Source organism: Salmonella sp. 3C (assembly GCF_025426275.1).
GTDB lineage: Bacteria > Pseudomonadota > Gammaproteobacteria > Enterobacterales > Enterobacteriaceae > Salmonella > Salmonella enterica.
On sequence record NZ_CP104858.1, the window covers coordinates 3,305,879 to 3,325,574 of the forward strand.

16 protein-coding genes are annotated in these 19,696 nt (G+C 54.8%); 5 read left to right on the plus strand and 11 right to left on the minus strand.

Annotated elements, in window-relative coordinates; genetic code table 11:
* Nucleotides 1-84 precede the first annotated feature (84 nt).
* Both seqA and pgm read left to right on the plus strand, forming a co-directional pair.
* A complete protein-coding gene (gene seqA / locus N7E69_RS15750) occupies nucleotides 85-627 on the plus strand; it encodes a replication initiation negative regulator SeqA (protein WP_000848395.1) in 543 nt (180 codons plus the stop codon).
* Between the two features lie 24 nt (nucleotides 628-651).
* Entirely contained in the window at nucleotides 652-2,292 is a 1,641-nt protein-coding gene (gene pgm / locus N7E69_RS15755) for a phosphoglucomutase (alpha-D-glucose-1,6-bisphosphate-dependent) (RefSeq protein WP_000974384.1), read from the plus strand.
* 114 nt (nucleotides 2,293-2,406) lie between these two features.
* Here pgm and N7E69_RS15760 read toward each other — a convergent pair whose 3' ends face one another.
* The 10 genes from N7E69_RS15760 to kdpF form a co-directional block, all read right to left on the minus strand.
* Nucleotides 2,407-2,892, minus strand: a complete 486-nt coding sequence (locus N7E69_RS15760; RefSeq protein WP_001751712.1) for a pyridoxamine 5'-phosphate oxidase family protein — start codon at nucleotides 2,890-2,892, stop codon at nucleotides 2,407-2,409.
* Nucleotides 2,893-2,956: 64 nt separating this feature from the next.
* Complete coding sequence (potE, locus tag N7E69_RS15765) at nucleotides 2,957-4,276, minus strand: putrescine-ornithine antiporter (RefSeq protein WP_000042658.1); 1,320 nt, start codon at nucleotides 4,274-4,276, stop codon at nucleotides 2,957-2,959.
* Entirely contained in the window at nucleotides 4,273-6,471 is a 2,199-nt protein-coding gene (gene speF, locus N7E69_RS15770; RefSeq protein ID WP_001292402.1) for an ornithine decarboxylase SpeF, read from the minus strand. Before speF ends, potE begins: the two co-directional genes overlap by 4 nt.
* Nucleotides 6,472-6,850: 379 nt before the next feature.
* Nucleotides 6,851-6,955 carry a leader peptide SpeFL gene (gene speFL, locus N7E69_RS15775; RefSeq protein ID WP_015632840.1) on the minus strand — a complete coding sequence of 35 codons (105 nt, stop codon included), beginning with the start codon at nucleotides 6,953-6,955 and terminating at the stop codon, nucleotides 6,851-6,853.
* Between the two features lie 277 nt (nucleotides 6,956-7,232).
* Nucleotides 7,233-7,910: a two-component system response regulator KdpE gene (gene kdpE, locus N7E69_RS15780; protein WP_000186059.1), complete on the minus strand. Its 678-nt coding sequence runs from the start codon at nucleotides 7,908-7,910 to the stop codon at nucleotides 7,233-7,235.
* Nucleotides 7,907-10,591: a two-component system sensor histidine kinase KdpD gene (kdpD, locus tag N7E69_RS15785; RefSeq protein WP_000997469.1), complete on the minus strand. Its 2,685-nt coding sequence runs from the start codon at nucleotides 10,589-10,591 to the stop codon at nucleotides 7,907-7,909. Before kdpD ends, kdpE begins: the two co-directional genes overlap by 4 nt.
* Nucleotides 10,588-11,172 (minus strand): potassium-transporting ATPase subunit KdpC, encoded by a 585-nt coding sequence (gene kdpC / locus N7E69_RS15790; RefSeq protein WP_001518103.1) that lies wholly within the window; start codon nucleotides 11,170-11,172, stop codon nucleotides 10,588-10,590. The genes kdpD and kdpC overlap by 4 nt, the downstream gene beginning before the upstream one ends.
* A gap of 8 nt (nucleotides 11,173-11,180) precedes the next feature.
* On the minus strand, nucleotides 11,181-13,229 hold the full coding sequence (kdpB, locus tag N7E69_RS15795) for a potassium-transporting ATPase subunit KdpB (RefSeq protein ID WP_000088025.1): 2,049 nt from the start codon (nucleotides 13,227-13,229) through the stop codon (nucleotides 11,181-11,183).
* A gap of 20 nt (nucleotides 13,230-13,249) precedes the next feature.
* A complete protein-coding gene (gene kdpA, locus N7E69_RS15800) occupies nucleotides 13,250-14,929 on the minus strand; it encodes a potassium-transporting ATPase subunit KdpA (protein ID WP_000730072.1) in 1,680 nt (559 codons plus the stop codon).
* The gene (kdpF, locus tag N7E69_RS15805; RefSeq protein ID WP_001670793.1) at nucleotides 14,929-15,018 is read right to left on the minus strand and encodes a K(+)-transporting ATPase subunit F; all 90 of its coding nucleotides are present in this window, start codon (nucleotides 15,016-15,018) and stop codon (nucleotides 14,929-14,931) included. Before kdpF ends, kdpA begins: the two co-directional genes overlap by 1 nt.
* Before the next feature lie 336 nt (nucleotides 15,019-15,354).
* On the opposite strand from kdpF, the gene N7E69_RS15810 reads away from it, so the two are divergent.
* Nucleotides 15,355-15,561 carry a YbfA family protein gene (locus tag N7E69_RS15810; RefSeq protein ID WP_000401435.1) on the plus strand — a complete coding sequence of 69 codons (207 nt, stop codon included), beginning with the start codon at nucleotides 15,355-15,357 and terminating at the stop codon, nucleotides 15,559-15,561.
* Nucleotides 15,562-15,672: 111 nt separating this feature from the next.
* Nucleotides 15,673-17,094, plus strand: coding sequence for a deoxyribodipyrimidine photo-lyase (phrB, locus tag N7E69_RS15815; RefSeq protein WP_001142033.1), 1,422 nt, complete (start codon nucleotides 15,673-15,675; stop codon nucleotides 17,092-17,094).
* A 38-nt stretch (nucleotides 17,095-17,132) separates the two neighbouring features.
* Here the strand turns inward: phrB and N7E69_RS15820 are convergent, their stop codons facing one another.
* The gene (locus N7E69_RS15820; RefSeq protein WP_001041123.1) at nucleotides 17,133-18,614 is read right to left on the minus strand and encodes an MFS transporter; all 1,482 of its coding nucleotides are present in this window, start codon (nucleotides 18,612-18,614) and stop codon (nucleotides 17,133-17,135) included.
* Between the two features lie 328 nt (nucleotides 18,615-18,942).
* Between N7E69_RS15820 and ybgI the strand changes: the two genes are divergently transcribed.
* A complete protein-coding gene (gene ybgI / locus N7E69_RS15825; protein ID WP_000798844.1) occupies nucleotides 18,943-19,686 on the plus strand; it encodes a radiation resistance protein YbgI in 744 nt (247 codons plus the stop codon).
* Nucleotides 19,687-19,696: the final 10 nt, after the last annotated feature.

Genomic DNA, 19,696 nt, shown 5'->3' on the forward strand with positions numbered 1-19,696 from the left:
CCGGGCTTAACGCTATCCGCTGTTGGGATTTGTTCCTATAATCCCAATGACTTGTATTCAGCAAAGACATCGCACTGGATTAAGATGAAAACGATTGAAGTTGATGATGAACTCTATAGCTATATTGCCAGCCACACCAAGCATATCGGCGAGAGCGCATCCGACATTTTACGGCGTATGTTGAAGTTTTCCGCCACGACACAGCCAACGGCTTCAGCGGTGAAGGGGACGCCTGCGGCGCAACCCGTTGCCGAAGCGAAACCGGTTAACCCGGTAAAAGACAAAGTTCGCGCGATGCGTGAGCTGTTGTTGTCTGACGAATATGCCGAGCAGAAAAAAGCGGTCAACCGCTTTATGCTGATTCTGACTACACTCTATTCACTGGATCACCACGCGTTTGCGGAGGCGACGGAGTCGTTGCATGGCCGCACGCGCGTCTATTTTGCGGCGGATGAACAAACGCTGCTGAAAAATGGGAATCAAACTAAACCTAAGCACGTTCCCGGCACGCCGTACTGGGTGATCACCAACACCAACACCGGCCGTAAATGCAGCATGATCGAACACATCATGCAGTCAATGCAATTCCCGGCGGAATTGATTGAAAAGGTTTGCGGAACAATTTAATCCTTGCATTAGAAGGACCAGGCAATGGCAATCCACAACCGCGCAGGACAACCCGCGCAACAGAGTGATTTGATTAACGTCGCCCAACTGACGGCGCAGTATTATGTACTGAAACCGGAGGCAGGGAATGCAGAACATGCCGTGAAATTTGGCACTTCCGGCCATCGCGGTAGCGCAGGTCGTCACAGTTTCAACGAACCGCATATTCTGGCGATCGCCCAGGCGATTGCTGAAGAGCGGGCGAAAAATGGCATTACCGGCCCCTGCTATGTGGGGAAAGACACCCATGCGCTCTCGGAACCGGCCTTCATTTCCGTGCTGGAAGTGCTGGCGGCAAACGGCGTAGACGTTATCGTGCAGGAAAATAATGGCTTTACGCCAACGCCTGCCGTGTCAAATGCTATCCTGGTCCATAACAAAAAAGGCGGCCCGCTGGCTGATGGTATTGTCATTACGCCGTCGCACAACCCGCCGGAAGATGGCGGTATTAAATATAATCCGCCCAATGGCGGCCCGGCGGATACCAACGTCACTAAAGTGGTAGAAGATCGTGCCAATGCGCTGCTGGCGGGCGGCCTGCAAGGCGTTAAGCGCATCTCTCTGGATGCGGCAATGGCCTCGGGCCACGTTAAAGCGGTAGATCTGGTACAGCCGTTTGTCGAAGGGCTGGCGGATATCGTTGATATGGCGGCGATTCAGAAAGCCGGTCTGACGCTGGGTGTCGATCCGCTGGGCGGCTCCGGTATTGAATACTGGAAACGTATCGCTGAGCATTACAAACTTAACCTGACGTTAGTTAACGATCAGGTTGATCAAACCTTCCGCTTTATGCACCTTGATAAAGATGGCGCGATCCGTATGGATTGCTCCTCCGAATGTGCGATGGCGGGTTTGCTGGCGCTGCGTGACAAGTTTGACCTGGCCTTCGCCAACGACCCGGACTACGACCGTCATGGCATCGTGACGCCTGCAGGGCTGATGAACCCGAACCATTATCTGGCGGTCGCCATTAACTATCTGTTCCAGCATCGTCCGCTGTGGGGCAAAGACGTGGCTGTCGGTAAAACGCTGGTCTCTTCCGCGATGATTGACCGCGTGGTGAATGATTTGGGACGCAAGCTGGTAGAAGTGCCGGTTGGCTTCAAATGGTTTGTTGACGGTTTGTTCGACGGCAGCTTTGGTTTCGGCGGGGAAGAGAGCGCGGGCGCTTCGTTCCTGCGTTTCGACGGTACGCCGTGGTCTACCGATAAAGACGGGATCATCATGTGCCTGCTGGCGGCGGAAATCACCGCCGTTACCGGGAAAAACCCGCAAGAGCATTACAATGAACTGGCAGCGCGTTTTGGCGCGCCGAGCTATAACCGTCTGCAGGCGGCAGCGACCTCGGCCCAGAAAGCGGCATTGTCTAAACTGTCTCCGGAAATGGTGAGCGCCAGCACGCTGGCAGGCGACCCGATTACCGCGCGTCTTACCGCAGCGCCGGGTAATGGCGCATCGATTGGCGGCCTGAAGGTAATGACCGACAACGGCTGGTGCGCCGCGCGTCCATCCGGTACGGAAGACGCTTACAAGATCTATTGCGAAAGCTTCCTGGGGGAAGAACATCGCAAGCAGATTGAGAAAGAAGCCGTTGAAATCGTTAGCGAAGTATTGAAAAACGCCTGATGGGCGATATGGAAGAAAAAGGAGCCTTACGGCTCCTTTTTTGTATTAACGGCGCTGCGCTTATCAGGCCTGTAAACCGCCTCCAGGCCGGATAAGGCGCTTGTGATATCTGACTTATTCGCTCTGAGTCGCCAGATGTCGGCGGCAGGTGAGGGCGTCGCATTCAATACGCACCACGCAAACCACTTTCATCATATCTTCCCGATAACTGAAGGTTTTTCCCGGATCGGTCTGACGCATAATGACGTCCAGGCCGTAGCGCATCTCCTCGCGTGTTTGCAATATCGATGCCAGTCCGGTGGCGAAAACGCTGGTGTAGGCGTAGGTATAATCACAGGGGTCATCGGCACGTAGTAATGCATGGTCGCCGTCCATTTCAATGCATACTGCCGGGTTCTTACGTAACAGACGCATCTTTTTCCCGGTGCGTGCGCCGTGAAAATAAAATATCCAGCGTCCGTTCTGATACTCGTAGCCAAAATTTACGGGGACAACATACGGACAGAGATTGTCGTTAAACCCTATCCGACACACTTCGTGTTTACTGAGAATAGCCTGTATTTCTGCTATATCAGTGACTTCCCGTTCTGGATTACTCATTTCTATTATCTTATTCAAAGAGTGAAAATGCCCGGACTACCGTTACCGCAGCCCGGGCGCGCCATCAGCCGTGTTTATTTTTCAATTCAAAACGCGGTGAGACCAGGCCGTATAACGTCCAGCCGAGGAAGGTCACAATTGAGCCGTACAGCATGGCTTCTTCACCGGAGGAATAGAGCGCGTAGAAGCTATACATGGCGCCAACGAAGGCCACGAAGTTAGCGACTTTCGCTTTTGATGACGGCACATTCGCCATTTTCTGAATGATAACCAGCGCGGCCATCGACAGAATATACGGAATAATGTTCGTCACCACCGCCAGGTTAACCAGGACGTTAAACTGACTATTCAGCGACGGGCTAATGGTCATCAGCGACAGGCCAGTCTGAATAATCACAATAATCAGCATCCCCTGTACCGGCGCGTCGACTTTCGTTACACGAGAGAAGACTTTCGGGAAATAGCCTTCGTCAGCGGAGGATTTAAATACCTGGGCGATAGTGAACTGCCAGCCCAGCAGCGAGCCGCAGCAGGACATTACCATCAGCGCCATGATCACTTTACCTACCGCAGGCGTGAACATCTGTGCAAACGCCAGACCAAACGGCGCCGTGGAGTTCGCCAGATCCATGTTCGGCACAATCCCGGCAATCACGTTAGTCGAAACGATATAGATGACCGCCGCGCCCAGCGTACCGCCCAGTACCGCGATGGGGACGTTCTTTTCCGGATTCTCGACCACGTCTGCGTTGGCGCAGGCGGATTCCAGTCCAAGAAATGCCCATAACGTCATGGCGATGGAAGAACCGACCGCGCTAAAGAACGGAACATGGTGCGGGTTCCATGACGCTACGTACATGCTGGGGCTAAACCAGAACCAGCCAATGATGCACAGGCCGACAACCGGAATGATGACGCCCCAAACGGTAACGCTACTGATCTGTCCGGTAATACGCGCGCCGCCAAAGTTTGCGATGGTACAAACCCACAATACGGCGATAGTCGCCAGACCGATCTGGAGCGGCGTCAGCGCGGCGCCGAACAGTTCGGTACCATAGCCGACAGCGGAGATGGCGATAGCCACGTTGGCGATCAGCAGCGAGACGCCGTAGGTATAGTTCGCCATAAAGTTGCCGGATTTACCGAAGGCATATTCGGCGTAACCGCCCATGCCGCCGGATTTACGGCTAAACATACCGCATTTCGCAAACGCCCAGGCCAGTGCCATCGAGCCGACGGCGGTGACCAGCCAGGAGATAATGGATATCGTGCCGACTTCAGACAGTTTGGTCGGTAGCATGATGATCCCGGAGCCCATCATGTTGACCATAGTCAGAATTGTGAGCTGCACGACACCCATTTTATTGGATTTAGGTTTACTCATAATTTTTCCTCCTTCAGCAGGGAGCGCTGCGCGTCACGAGGTTTAATGACGTAGCACCAGACCTGCTTACGGCCGTCGTGTTCTTCGATATAAACGCCCTGCAGTTCAGGCGCAAAGCCCGGCAGCAGGTTGATCCCTTCTTCCAGGGCGCTGAAGTAACGCAGGACAGAACCGCCCCAGATTTCACCCGGAACTACACACAGCACTCCCGGCGGGTAAGGCAGAGCGCCTTCAGCCGCGATACGACCTTCCGCTTCCGGCAGGCGAACCAGTTCGACCTCGCCGCGCAGATAGGCATAGTTGGCCTCTTGCGGATTCATACTGACTTTCGGGAAATGCGATTTACGGAACATCTCTTTTTGCAGCTGTTTCACGTTGTGCCGCGCATAGAGATCGTGCATCTCCTGGCAAAGCTGACGCAGGGTATAGCCGGCATAACGCGCTTCATGCTGTTTGTAGATGGACGGTAATACTTCCGCTAACGGCGCATCAGCTTCCAGCAGTTTTTCGAAACGAGCCAGCAGGGCGACAAGCTGTTGTAACTTCGCCATGTCTTCTGCCGGCGTCAGCAGGAACAGAATGGAGTTGAGGTCGCATTTTTCCGGCACAACGCCGTTCTCGCGCAGGAAGTTGGCGAGGATCGTGGCAGGAACGCCAAAGTCTTCATATTCGCCGCTCGCTGCATTAATGCCCGGTGTGGTGAGCAGCAGTTTGCAAGGGTCGACAAAGTACTGATGTTCGGCATAGCCTTCAAACGCATGCCAGTGTTCTCCCGGAACGAAGTGGAAGAAGCGCAGATCGCTGGCGATCTCTGACGTCGGGTATGACTGCCACGGCTTACCATCAATCAGTTCCGGTACGAACGGACGGATGTGATGACAGTTTTCGAGGATCAATTTACGGGCATCGATGCCGTTAACCACGCAATCCATCCACATATTGCGACCGCTGACGCCTTCGTGCATTTTGGCGTTAACGTCCAGCGCAGCGAACAGCGGATAGAACGGGCTGGTGGAGGCGTGCATCATAAAGGCGTTGTTCATGCGCTTATGCGGAACGTAGCGCGATTGCCCTTTGATATGGCTATCTTTTTTATGGATCTGCGAGGTCTGGGAGAAACCGGCTTGTTGTTTGTGAACGGACTGCGTCACCAGAATACCCGGATCGTTTTCGTTCAGTTCCAGCAGCAGCGGCGAACAATCGGCCATCATCGGAATAAATTGTTCATAGCCGACCCAGGCGGAGTCAAACAGGATGTAGTCGCACAGATGACCAATTTTATCGACGACCTGACGGGCGTTATAAATGGTACCGTCGTAGGTGCCTAACTGGATGACGGCCAGACGGAATGGACGTGCTTCGCGGGCACGCTGCGGCGCGACTTCGCTAATCAGCTCGCGCAGGTAATCTTCTTCGAAGCAGTGAGCGTCGATCCCGCCGATAAAACCATACGGGTTACGCGCGGTTTCCAGATAAACTGGCGTTGCGCCCGCCTGCAATAATGCGCCGTGGTGGTTAGATTTGTGGTTGTTACGGTCAAACAGTACCAGATCGCCCGGCGTTAACAGCGCGTTGAGTACGACTTTGTTAGAGGAGGAGGTCCCGTTCAGCACAAAGTAGGTCTTATCGGCGTTAAAGACTTTCGCCGCATGTTGCTGCGCAATGCAAGGCGCGCCTTCGTGAATCAGCAGATCGCCCATCGCCACGTCCGCGTTGCATAGGTCGGAGCGGAAGAGCGTTTCGCCAAAGTATTCCACGAACTGATTACCGGCAGGATGACGGCGGAAGAATTCGCCGCCCTGATGTCCCGGGCAGTCAAATGCGCTGTTGCCCTGGTTGACATAATCCACCAGCGCGCGGAAAAACGGCGGACGTAACTGCGTTTCGTAGTGGCTTGCTGCGGTTTCCAACTGGCGGCCATAGAAGGCAGTACGGGATTCATTATATTCGAATACACCAGAGATACGCGGCAAATACTCAGGCGGTACGCGCCCTTCGTCATGAGTCGCGACAAACACGGGAATACCGTAACCCGTTGCGTCGATTTCATCGAGTTTTCCGTGTTCAATGTCGTCGATGGATAACACGATGGCAGCCACGTCGATGAAACGACTCTCATCAACATTTACAATATTACGGTGTGTAGAAAAACAATCCGGGCAATGACGGCTAACGGCAATTTTTAATTCTGACATTTTTCATCTCTTTATTTCAGGTAATAGCAGGCCCTCAATTTCTCGCATGAGAAACTGATTCTTCCGGAAAAAATCAAAGCTATCCCGCTGATAAAAAAATCAGTAAATTAGCTTTATTTTAGATGTAATAAATCCCAACCCGTCCGGTTGCAGGAAATTCAGGATTTAAGGAGTTGAGTACTACGATATACAGGCAGAAACCGCGATAACTAAAATTGCGCTGAGTCGGAATTTCTTCTGTCAAACTATATAGTTAGCTGGCTTGGTGTAAAAGAATTACCGTACTGTCGCTTTTAACAATTCGAGTTATTTAGGCAATAGACCTGAATGACATAAGGGTCGGAAAGACCTGTATGCTGAAGTACCCGTAGCAGAAAAACTACCGGGCATTAAAAAAATGAAAGTCGAAACTATTACGGTGGGCAAACATCATAATATGCGTTGTCCGCCTTATATGGGGCATAAAACGATTATTATTTTCCATTTTGAGGTCCTTTCATTGATTTATTGAAAGCATGGATATTTTATCCAGGAAGCGCCAGCAATCTGTGAACCAGATCAACAAAAAACGATCATTTGAAAAATAATTAGTCGGCGATTATGCATATCGTGCTGTGAAATAACGGATTGTTTCTTAAATGTTAATTATATGTTTTTTATATCCTCTATAAAATATAATATCGCCGCGAAAATAATTATTCGCGACGCCGAAAATAAATGACATAAAAATTAGAAGTTATTTAAAAATAATGAATAGCTATTCACGGCATAAAGCGATAGCCAATTCCGGTTTCGGTAATAAAATGGCGTGGGCGGGTGGGATCTTGTTCCAGTTTCTGGCGTAAATGTCCCATATAGATGCGCAAATAGTGGCTATGCTCCACGGCGTTAGGCCCCCAGACCTGGTTTAATAACTGCCGTTGGGTTAATACTTTGCCGGTATTATTGAGTAATACCGCCAGCAGGCGGAACTCAATCGGCGTCAGATGGATTTCTTCGTCGCCACGGTGGATCAACCGTGCGGCGAGATCGACCGTCACGCCGGAAAAACGGACGATCGGATCGGCGCTAGGGCTGGCGGCGTGCCGTCGCAGCGCGACACGCAAACGCGCCTGCAACTCGCCAATGCCGAATGGCTTGCTCAGGTAATCATCAGCTCCGGCGTCAAGCGCGGCAATCTTATCGCTTTCTTCGCTGCGGGCGGAAAGGACAATCACCGGTATTGCGCTCCACTGACGCAGGTCGCGAATGAAATCGATTCCGTCGCCGTCCGGCAGGCCGAGATCGAGAATAATCAGATCGGGCTTTCGCGTGGCGGCTTCCAGTAAACCACGTTGTAATGTTTCAGCTTCATACACGCGCAGGCCGTCGCCTTCCAGCGCGGCGCGCAGAAAGCGGCGGATGGCCTGTTCATCTTCAACAATCAGAACGTTTGTCACATATCCTCATGAAAATCGTCAAGTTCAGGTGGTTTTCCTTGCGGCAGCGTAACACGGAAACAGGCGCCGCCCTGCGGTCGATTATAGGCGGTAAGCGTGCCGCCGTGTACCTCTACGATAGCATGGCAAATCGCCAGCCCCAGCCCCACGCCGGGGACGGCGGACTCTTTGTTGCCGCGGGCGAACTTATCGAAAATCTTCTGTTCTTGCCCCGCAGGAATACCCGGCCCGTTATCCCAGACATCCAGTTGTAAACGATCGTCCTTAACCGCAGCATCAATGCCGATACTGGCCTGCGGCCCGGCGTACTTAACGGCGTTTTCCAGCAAGTTGATCAGGACGCGCTCAAATAAGGGGCCATCGACATGGATAAGCGTTAACTGTTGCGGCAGCGACAATGTAATCGGATGCAATAAACCCGGCTCTAACATCTGTAACGCGCTCCCGACGACCTCTTCCAGCGTCAGCCACTCTTTTTTAAGATTAAACCCGCCGGACTGAATACGCGCCATATCCAGCAAATTATTCACCAGCCGGGTGGTGTTGAGAATATGCTGGCGGATTTCACTGGCCTGACGCGCGTGGGGCGATCCTGCGCTGGCTAAATCCAGCGTCAAAATTTCCGCCTGGCCGAACAATACCGTCAGCGGCGTGCGTAAATCATGCGACAGTGCCGCCAGCAGAGCGTTGCGAATACTTTCGCGCTCGCTGGCGAGACGCGCCTGTTCTTCGCTGGCGGTCAGCGTCAGTCGTTCCAGCGCGTTGGCGACAAGCAGAGTAAATGTTTCCAGCAGGCGTTGCTGCTCCGGCACCATTAACTGACGCAAATTACCCGGTTCGACGATAGCCAGACCGTACGTTTTATCGGCGCTTTTCAGCGGCAGGATTTGATAAGGCACGCCAGGGAGGGTATCGGTGCCTGCGCCGGCAGGCTGGCCTTTATCAAAACTCCAGCGCGCAATTGCGTCGTCCCACGGCGTCATGCCTTGCTGGTGGGTGAGAGGCAGCAACTTACCGTTAGCATCAGGTAATAAAATTTGGCTGCGCGCCTGAAACGTCGAGGCGATAAACCGCTCGCTGGTCGCGGCGATATCATGTTCACTACGCCCGACGGCCAGCGCTTTAGACATTTCATATAAATGACGGGTACGCTGTTCCCGATAACGGGCGACGCGCGCCTGATAGCGCACCCCGGCAGTAAGATTGCCAATCACCAGACCAACCGTCAGCATCACGGCAAAAGTCAGCAGATACTGCACGTCCGAAACGGCGAGCGTACCGCGTGGCGCGATAAAAAAGAGATCGAAACTCGCCACGTTAATCACCGTCGCCACCACCGACGGCCAGCGCCCGTAAAGCAGCGCAATCACCACTACGCCCAGCAAATAGAGCATCACCAGATTGGCGGCGTCGAAGGTGACAAGCCACTGCATAGCGATAAGCGTGGTGATGGCGCAAAGCGCCACGGCGACCAGACAGCCCTGAATCTGCCCACGCCATTTCTCTTTAAAAGGACGGTTATCAGGCGTTTGCGCCAATGCGCGGGCTGGCGGCTCTTCCAGCGCGACGATCACCTGATCGAGATCCGGCGCGCGCCTGGCAAGACGGTCGGCGAAAGCGTCACGTCGCCACCAGCGTCGCGACGCCGGGCGGCCCATGACGATTTTCCCCAGATTATGCTCGCGGGCATAGCGCACGACCGCTTTCTCTTCGGCGGGATCGGACAGGGTGGCGGTTTCCGCGCCAAGCTCCTGCGCCAGGCGCAGCGCGCTTAAAATAGCCCGCCGTTGTTTTTCCGGTAAGCGGTGTAACGTTGGCGTTTCGACATAGACGGCGTGCCAGACGCTGCCGAGCCGGGAGGCCAGACGCGCCGCGGTACGCACCAGTTTTTCGCTGCCGGTGTTATGCCCGATACACAGTAAAATCGCATCGCGGGTGTGCCATACTTTTTCTTCGCCCGGATGCGCGCGCCAGGCGCGCATCTGATCGTCCACGCGATCGGCTGTCCGGCGTAGCGCCAGCTCGCGGAGGGCGATCAGATTGCCCTTGCGGAAAAAATGTTCAATAGCGCGTTCCGCCTGACCGGCGATATACACTTTACCTTCGTTGAGCCGTTGGCGCAGATCGTCGGGCGGCAGATCGACCAGTACGACTTCATCAGCGGCATCAAAAAAGGGATCGGGGACGGTTTCGCGCACCTGAATCCCCGTGACGCCGCTCACCACATCGTTCAGACTTTCCAGATGTTGTACGTTCACGGTGGTGAAAACGTCGATTCCCGCTTCCAGCAGCTCTTCAATATCCTGCCAGCGCTTAGGATGGCGTGAGCCAGGCGCGTTACTGTGCGCCAGCTCATCCATTAAAATCAGCGCCGGACGCCGGGCGAGGGCGGCATCCAGGTCAAATTCGCGAATTTGCCGCCCCCGGTGCGAGTGACGTTTTGGCGGCAGAATGGTCAGCCCGTCAAGTAGTGCGGCGGTCTCTTCACGGCCGTGCGTCTCTACCACGCCGATCACCACATCCAGCCCCTGCGCTCGCAGCCGCTGCGCTTGCGCCAGCATCGCCCAGGTTTTTCCGACGCCTGCGCAGGCGCCGAAGAAAATTTTCAACTTCCCCCGGTGGGGCGGGGGCGTTTGTTCCAACAAGCGATCCGGATCAGGACGCAAGGGTTCGTCGTTCATTTCGCTCTGTGTCCCTGTAGCGCATCCAGCGCCAGATTAAGCTCAACAATATTCACCACCGGTTGCCCAAGAAAGCGCGCCAGCGGCCTGTGCGTATATTCTGCAACCAGTTGCGCGACCTGTTCAACGGGAAGCTGGCGAGCCGCCGCCACGCGGGGGATTTGCCATGCCGCGGCGCCGGGCGTCAGATTATTATCCAGCCCGCTTGCCGAGGCCGTCGCCAGCTCAACCGGAACCGCGGAACTCGCCTGGGGGTTAGCGGCGCGTAGCGCGGCGACGCGGGACTGTATTTGCGCATCCAGTTCGGGATTGCTGGCGGCCAGGTTGCTTCCGCCCGACGCCAGTGGATTATAAGGCGTATCGGCGGTGGCGGAGGGCCGGCCATGAAAATAACCCGCGGCGGTAAACGATTGTCCGATAAGCGCTGAGCCGCGTATCACATTGTCTTTATGAATCAGCGAGCCATTAGCCTGCCAGGGAAACCACCACTGCCCCAGCGCCGTGGTCAGAAGCGGATACACGCCGCCGGTCAATAACAGCAGAAATAACATTGTCGAAAAAGCAGGACGTAAACCGATCATCATACACCTCACGCCAGACCCAGCAGGGTCAGCAGCACATCAATCACTTTGATACCAATAAACGGCACCAACAGACCACCCAGACCATAGATCCATAAATTACGGCGCAGCATGGCCGATGCGGAAAGCGGCTTATAACTCACGCCTTTTAATGCCAGCGGGATCAGAAAAATAATAATCAGGGCGTTAAAGATCACCGCGCTCAGAATGGCGGAGTTCGGCGAATGCAGCCCCATCACGTTGAGCGCGTTTAGCTGCGGATAGGTAGCGGCAAACGCGGCGGGAATAATGGCGAAATATTTCGCTACATCATTCGCGATACTGAAGGTGGTGAGCGAGCCGCGCGTCATCAGCATCTGCTTACCGATATGCACCACTTCAATCAACTTGGTTGGGTTAGAGTCCAGATCCACCATATTACCGGCTTCTTTCGCCGCCTGGGTGCCGGAGTTCATCGCCACCGCGACGTCAGCCTGCGCCAGCGCCGGGGCATCGTTAGTGCCGTCGCCGGTCATGGCGACCAGCCGTCCTTCCGCCTGATATTGACGGATCAGCGCCAGCTTGGCTTCCGGCGTGGCTTCGGCAAGAAAATCGTCCACACCGGCTTCGGCGGCAATCGCTGCCGCCGTCAGGCGGTTATCGCCAGTGATCATCACCGTTTTAATACCCATCTTTCGCAGCTGGGCGAAACGTTCTTTAATACCGCCTTTAACGATATCCTTGAGGGCGATAACACCCAGTACGCGCGCGCCCTCCACGACCACCAGCGGCGTCGCGCCCAGGCGCGCCACGTTCTCGACGTTTTGCTCGACATCGGCGGGAAAATGGCCGCCATTGCTCTCGACATGACGCCGAATCGCGTCCACCGAGCCTTTACGGATCATCCGGTTATCGATATTAATCCCGCTCATGCGGCTTTGTGCGGTAAACGGAACAAAGGTGGCATGAAGCGACTGCACATCGCGTTCACGCAGGTTAAAGCGCTGTTTGGCGAGGATCACAATGCTGCGACCTTCCGGCGTTTCGTCGGCCAGCGAAGCGAGCTGCGCGGCGTCAGCCAGCGTGCGTTCGTCCACCCCTCGGGCGGGTATAAAATCGGACGCCTGGCGGTTGCCGAGCGTGATAGTGCCGGTTTTATCCAGCAGCAGCACGTCGACATCGCCCGCGGCTTCTACGGCGCGGCCGCTGGTGGCGATGACGTTCGCGCCCAACATTCGGCTCATTCCGGCTACGCCAATGGCGGAGAGTAGCCCGCCGATGGTGGTGGGGATCAGGCACACCAGCAACGCCACCAACACGGTGACGCTGACCGCATTACCGCCCCAGGCGGAGAAGGGCCACAGGGTGGCGGTCGCCAGTAAAAAGACAATGGTCAGGGCGATGAGCAAAATCGTCAGGGCAATCTCGTTAGGCGTTTTCCGCCGCTGCGCGCCTTCCACCATCGCGATCATCCGGTCAAGAAAGGTTTCGCCAGGATTGACGCTACAGGCAATCACCAGCCAGTCGGAAAGAATTCGCGTGCCGCCGGTGACAGAGGCGAAATCGCCGCCGGACTCGCGGATCACCGGGGCGGATTCGCCGGTAATCGCACTTTCATCCACCGACGCGCCGCCTTCGATGACCTCGCCGTCGCAGGGAATAATATCGCCCGCTTTGACCAGGACAATGTCGCCTTTTCGCAGTTCAGCGGCGGGCACGTTATCGGCCTGCGCATCATGGCGCGGGGCGCGCAGCCGACGAGCGAACGCGGTCTTTTTCACCCCTTTCAGACTGTTTGCCTGGGCTTTGCTGCGGCCTTCCGCCAGCGCTTCGGCAAAATTGGCGAACAGTACGGTGAACCATAACCACAGGCTGATAATCCCTGTAAACAAGGCGCTTCCCGCTATTTGTCCTGTTACCATAGCGAGCGTTAACAGAGTGGTTAGCACGCTGCCGGCCCAGACCACAAACATCACCGGGTTACGCCACTGGGCGCGTGGGCTTAATTTTTTTACGGCATCCGTTAGCGCCTGTACGAGTAAAACAGGTTCAAACAGCGCCAGTTGCTTGCGACTCATATCAATGTACTCCGCATCGCTCAAGGTAAAGAGAAATGTTCCGCTACCGGGCCAAGCGCCAGGGCAGGAATAAACGTCAGCGCGCCGACCAGCAGTACCGTGCCGATGAGCAGCCCAATAAATAGCGCGCCGTGGGTCGCCAGCGTTCCCTGACTGGCCGGCTGTACTTTTTTACTGACCAGCGATCCGGCGATGGCCATGACAGGAATAATCACGCCGAAACGGCCGACGAACATGCAGAACGCCAGCAAACAGTTCCAGAAAGGCGAGTTAGCGCTCAGACCCGCAAAGGCGCTACCGTTGTTGTTGGCGGCAGAGGAGACGGCATATAGCACTTCGCTAAAACCGTGCGGGCCAGGGTTCAGCATTGCGCTGCGTCCGGCATCCGTCATCATCGCCAGCGCCGAACCCAACAAGACCAACATCGGCGTGACCAGAATCGCCAGCGCGGTCATTTTCATTTCGCGCACGTCGATTTTTTTCCCCAGATATTCCGGCGTGCGACCGATCATCAGCCCCGCGATAAACACCGCCAGCAGGACAAACAGCAACATGCCATACAGGCCTGAACCGACGCCGCCAAAGACCACTTCGCCAATTTGCATCAGCCACATCGGCACCATACCGCCCAGAGCGGTAAACGAGTCGTGCATGGCATTTACCGCCCCGCAGGACGCCGCGGTCGTGACGACGGCAAACAGGCTGCTGGCCAGCACGCCAAAGCGCGTTTCTTTACCCTCCATGTTGACGCTACTGTCCGCGCCCGCCGCCAACAGATGTGGATTTCCCTGAACTTCCGCCCACATCACTACCGCTACGCAGACCACAAAAATGAATGACATTGCCCACAGTAGCGCGCGTCCCTGACGGCGATCGCCCGCCGCTTCGCCAAAGGCGAAACAGAGCGCGGCTGGAATCAAAAATATCGCCAGCATCTGCGCCAGATTAGTGAGCGCGGTAGGGTTTTCGAACGGATGCGAAGAGTTGGCGTTAAAGAAACCGCCGCCGTTGGTGCCAAGCATTTTGATCGCCTCCTGCGAAGCAACCGGACCCATCGGCAAAAGTTGTTTAGCGCCTTCAAGGGTGGTGATGGGCTGATAAGCCGACAGATTTTGCGGTACGCCTTGTTGGATAAAAAACAGCGCGATAATTAACGCGACAGGAAATAATATCCATAGCGTAATGCGTACCAGATCCTGCCAGGCATTACCCAGCGTGTGCACATTCTGGCGCGTAAAGGCGCGGATAAGCGCAAAAACCACCGCAATCCCGGTCGCCGCCGACAGGAAATTTTGCACCGTCAGCCCGGCCATCTGGCTAAAGTAGCTCAGCGTGCTTTCGCCGCTGTAGGCTTGCCAGTTGGTATTGGTGACAAAGCTGACGGCGGTATTCAGCGCCAGATCCCTGGACAGCCCCGGTAGCCGCTGCGGATTTAAGGGCAGCCACTCCTGCCAGAACAGCAGGCAAAACAGGATGCCCAGTCCCAGCAGATTGAGCGTCAGTAGCGCCAGTAAATACTGACGCCAGTTCATTTCGTGGTCGGTAATGCCAAGAGTCCGCCAGAGGATACGCTCAACGCCAGCCACGCCCGGCAACGGAACGGCGGCGATGAGCCTTGCCAGGCCCGAACCCAACGGTTTCGCCAGTACCAATAAAATCAGTAAAAAACTGGCGATCAGTAAAAATCCTTGCGCGGCCATCAGAACGCCTCCGCATTAATCAGGGCATAGACCAGATAACCTAAAAGTAAGAAAACCAGCACGATGCCGGTTATCACGCCTGCACTCACAGAGCACCTCCAGTGGCATTGTTTTACTCCTGAGAAAGGTAATTTTTTGGCTGCAAAGATTTCGCAAAAATTGGCGGGCAGAGTGTAAAAAAAGTATAAAAATGGCAAAGACCATTATTTAACTAATGATTAGTATTAATTTAACCTTTTTGTAACTAATTTACGCTTTGAATGTAAATCTGCTGGAAAAGCGTGAAAATAAGTGGTCGGATGAGTAGTAAAATTACACCGAAAGCGGTACTATTTTAATCAGGTAACGAGGTTCAATTTTTCGGTGCTATTCACCGATTCAATCTATACCGGGGCGGATAGCGTCGGTATAAAGGGGGGAAACGTATGGAACACTATAAAGACTATCCAGCGCATGTCATTTTTGCACGTCGTGCTTTCGCGGTGACCGCAGGCGTGCTGGCGTTGCCGGTGATGCTCTTCTGGAAAGACCGCGCGCGTTTTTATAGTTATCTGCACCGTGTCTGGTCGAAAACCAGTGATAAACCGGTATGGATGGCGCAGGCTGAAAAAGCCACCTGCGACTTTTATTAATCGCGACCAGCCTGAAAAAACCGTCAGCCGCCACGCTGGCGGTTTTTTTATGCGCCAGGGTCTACACTGTTTAACGCTATTCGCCGTGACGTTTTATCTTTCAGGAGTTGTATGCCCACCCATTTAGTCTGGTTCAGGCGCGATCTGCGTTTACAGGATAACCTTGCGCTGGCCGCCGCCTGCCGCGATGCATCCGCGCGGGTGCTGGCGCTTTATATTTCCACCCCCGCGCAGTGGCAGGCCCATGGTATGGCGCCGCGGCAGGCGGCATTCATCAGCGCGCAGCTCAATGCGCTACAGGCGGCCCTTGCAGAGAAAGGCATTCCGCTGCTGTTTCATGAAGTGGCGGATTTTAACGCCAGTATTGAAACGGTCAAAAACGTTTGCCGACAGCATGACGTCAGCCATCTGTTTTATAACTATCAGTATGAGTTTAACGAGCGTCAGCGTGATGCGGCGGTGGAAAAAACGCTGCCCTCTGTCATCTGCGAAGGCTTTGACGATAGCGTGATTCTGGCGCCCGGCGCGGTGATGACCGGCAATCATGAAATGTATAAAGTTTTTACGCCGTTTAAAAATGCCTGGTTGAAACGGCTAAAAGAGGATATTCCGCCGTGCGTTCCGGCCCCGAAGATCCGGGTGAGCGGCGCGCTTTCTACACCCTTAACGCCAGTCTCGCTTAACTACCCGCAACAGGCGTTTGACGCCGCGCTTTTCCCGGTGGAAGAAAACGCGGTCATCGCGCAGCTACGTCAGTTTTGCGCGCAGGGCGCAGACGGGTATGCGTTACGGCGCGATTTCCCTGCGGTTGACGGCACCAGTCGGCTTTCCGCCAGCCTGGCGACGGGCGGCCTGTCGCCGCGACAGTGCCTGCACCGATTACTGGCGGAGCATCCGCAGGCGCTGGACGGCGGACCGGGAAGCGTCTGGTTGAATGAACTCATCTGGCGGGAATTTTACCGTCATTTAATGACCTGGTATCCGGCATTATGCAAACACCAGCCGTTTATCCGCTGGACAAAACGCGTCGCGTGGCAGGAGAACCCGCACTATTTTCAGGCATGGCAGAAAGGCGAAACCGGTTATCCCATTGTCGATGCGGCGATGCGCCAGCTTAACGCGACGGGCTGGATGCATAACCGTTTACGCATGATTACCGCCAGCTTTCTGGTAAAAGATCTGTTGATTGACTGGCGGTTGGGGGAGCGCTATTTCATGTCGCAGCTTATTGACGGCGATCTTGCCGCCAATAATGGCGGCTGGCAGTGGGCCGCCTCAACCGGTACTGACGCCGCGCCTTATTTTCGTATTTTTAATCCCACGACTCAGGGAGAGAGGTTCGATCGCGACGGCGAATTTATCCGCCAGTGGCTACCGGCATTACGCGATATCCCTGGAAAAGCGATTCACGAGCCGTGGCGGTGGGCGGAAAAAGCGGGAGTCGTGCTTGATTATCCTCGGCCTATTGTGGAACACAAACAGGCGAGAATCGCGACGCTTTCCGCCTATGAGGCGGCGAGAAAAGGGGCGTGATACAGGCCCGGTAGCGCAAACTACCGGGCCTTCTGCTATCAGGATTCGACGGCCAGCGCGCGGCTTTTGAATTTGAAGGACTGATACAGCCAAATCAGCAGGACAACCCCTACGCAGGCTAGCGCGCCCCAGGTGATCTGTTCAAAAACATCCACATAGGCGTTGATGGCGTAATTAACCGCGCCGCTGGCGTCGAAGGCGCTTTGCGAGGTCTGGTCAGCGATGACGCCTGCCAGATAGTTAGCTATCGCGCCGGACAGCAGCATATAAATTCCGGTTAATACGCCGGTGACGCCGGGGATATCAATGCGCGTAATTTGCGACATGGCGACCGGGTCGATAAACAGCTCGGCAAAGCCCATCACCGCCAGTCCCAGCACCATTAGCGGCATTGAAGAGTGTCCGTAAGCGGCGGACCAGCGTGCGCTCAGGGTCAGAATACAGAATCCGGCGCTCATCAGACCGAGACCCAGCGCGAATTTGCCCCAGATACGCACGGTGCGATTACCGCTTACGCTCTCTTTAACCAGCCAGGCCAGGACGACCCCACACAGCATCACGGCAAAGGCGTTCACCGACTGGAACATGGCGGTAGGAACGGAATAGCCCAGAATATCGCGGTTCACAAAGCGGTCGATATACAGGCTGATAGAACTGCCGCCCTGCTGGGCAAACGCCCAGAACAGCATACTGAACAGGGTCAGGGTGACAATCAGCCCCAGTTCTTTGCGCTGTTTGGCCGTTTGCGCCTGACGATAAATTTTTGCCAGCACGACCAGGCCGATCGCGGTCGCCACGATTAAGGCATAGACAGACCATTCTTTCCAGAACAGAACGGTAATCAGCAACGGCGCCGCTACCAGCAGAATTAACAGCCAGCCCCAGTTCGGCAGCAGGTAGTTTCTGGCGCACAACACGGCTTTATTAACGCCGGTGGTGTGGGTGAAATGACGATTTCCACACAGGAAGATCACTAACCCCGCCAGCATACCAATGGCGGCGAGCGCAAAGCCCATCGCCCAACTGTACTCCTCTTGCACATAGCCGCAGGCGATAGGCGCCACGATCGAACCAATATTGCCCGCTGCGTAAAGCAGCGAGAACCCGCCGTCGCGGCGCGGATCTTCCGGCTGGTACAGTTCGCCCAGCAGGCAGCTAATATTCGATTTAAACAGGCCGTAGCCGCAGACAATGATCGCCAGCGACAGATAAAGGAATGTCGGCGCGATCTCACTGGCGCCCAGCACTAAATGACCTATAGCCATTAAAAATGCGCCCAGCATGACTGCCATTCGGTTGCCAAGCACCTTATCCGCCAGATAGCCGCCAAGAATCGGCGTTACGTAGACCAGCGAACAATAAGCGCTGAATAACTCATAGGCGTGGTTATCGTCGTATTTTAGCTGATTGGTGAGATAAAGAATCAGTAGGGCGCGCATACCATAAAAGCTGAAGTACTCCCAAATTTGCAGGGCGACAACGTAGTAAATAGCGCGGGGTTGAGATGCTTGTTTATTCATCGTATTTCCGGGATAGAGACGCTGCGGCAAGAAAGCGGCATTCTCAGATAATGCCTTTCTTTGTGGGCTTATTAAGCCTGCCGCATCGCCGTGTTTCCTTAAAGTTACCAACATGATACAGAACTGATTTTTTCTGCAATATGCGTTCTGATTGCATAAATATACATGAAACCGATCGTGTTTTGCTAAGTAATTTGCGCCAAACCCGGGGGTGATTGTTTCTTGATGTGTCAAACAAATGTTTATCGACGAACGGCTAACGGGAGGCTATGTTAACGGAGGCTGAACCCGTAACGGGAAAGTAGAACGTGGGTTAAAGGGAGCGATGATGAAAAACACCGAGCTGGAACAACTGATTAACGACAAGCTGAACAGTGCGGCAATAAGCGATTATGCGCCGAATGGTTTACAGGTCGAAGGAAAAGAGACGGTACAGAAAATCGTTACCGGCGTGACCGCAAGTCAGGCGCTGCTCGATGAGGCGGTGCGTTTGCAGGCCGATGCGGTCATTGTTCATCATGGTTACTTCTGGAAAGGCGAGTCTCCGGTTATTCGCGGTATGAAACGCCGTCGCTTAAAAACGTTACTGGCAAATGATATTAACCTTTACGGTTGGCATCTGCCGCTGGATGCGCACCCTGAGCTGGGCAACAATGCGCAGTTGGCGGCGCTATTAGGCATTACCGTGAAAGGAGAAATTGAGCCGCTGGTGCCGTGGGGAGAGCTCTCAATGCCGGTGCCAGGGCTGGAACTGGCCTCATGGATTGAAGCGCGTCTGGGGCGTAAACCGCTATGGTGCGGCGATACCGGGCCAGAGAATGTGCAGCGTGTCGCCTGGTGTACCGGCGGCGGGCAAAGTTTTATTGATAGCGCCGCCCGCTTCGGCGTGGATGCTTTTATTACCGGCGAGGTGTCTGAACAGACCATTCATTCCGCGCGCGAACAGGGGCTGCATTTTTATGCCGCCGGGCACCATGCCACTGAACGCGGCGGTATTCGCGCCCTGAGCGAATGGTTGAACGAAAACACGGCGTTGGATGTGACGTTTATTGATATCCCTAACCCGGCATAACTGAGAGGCA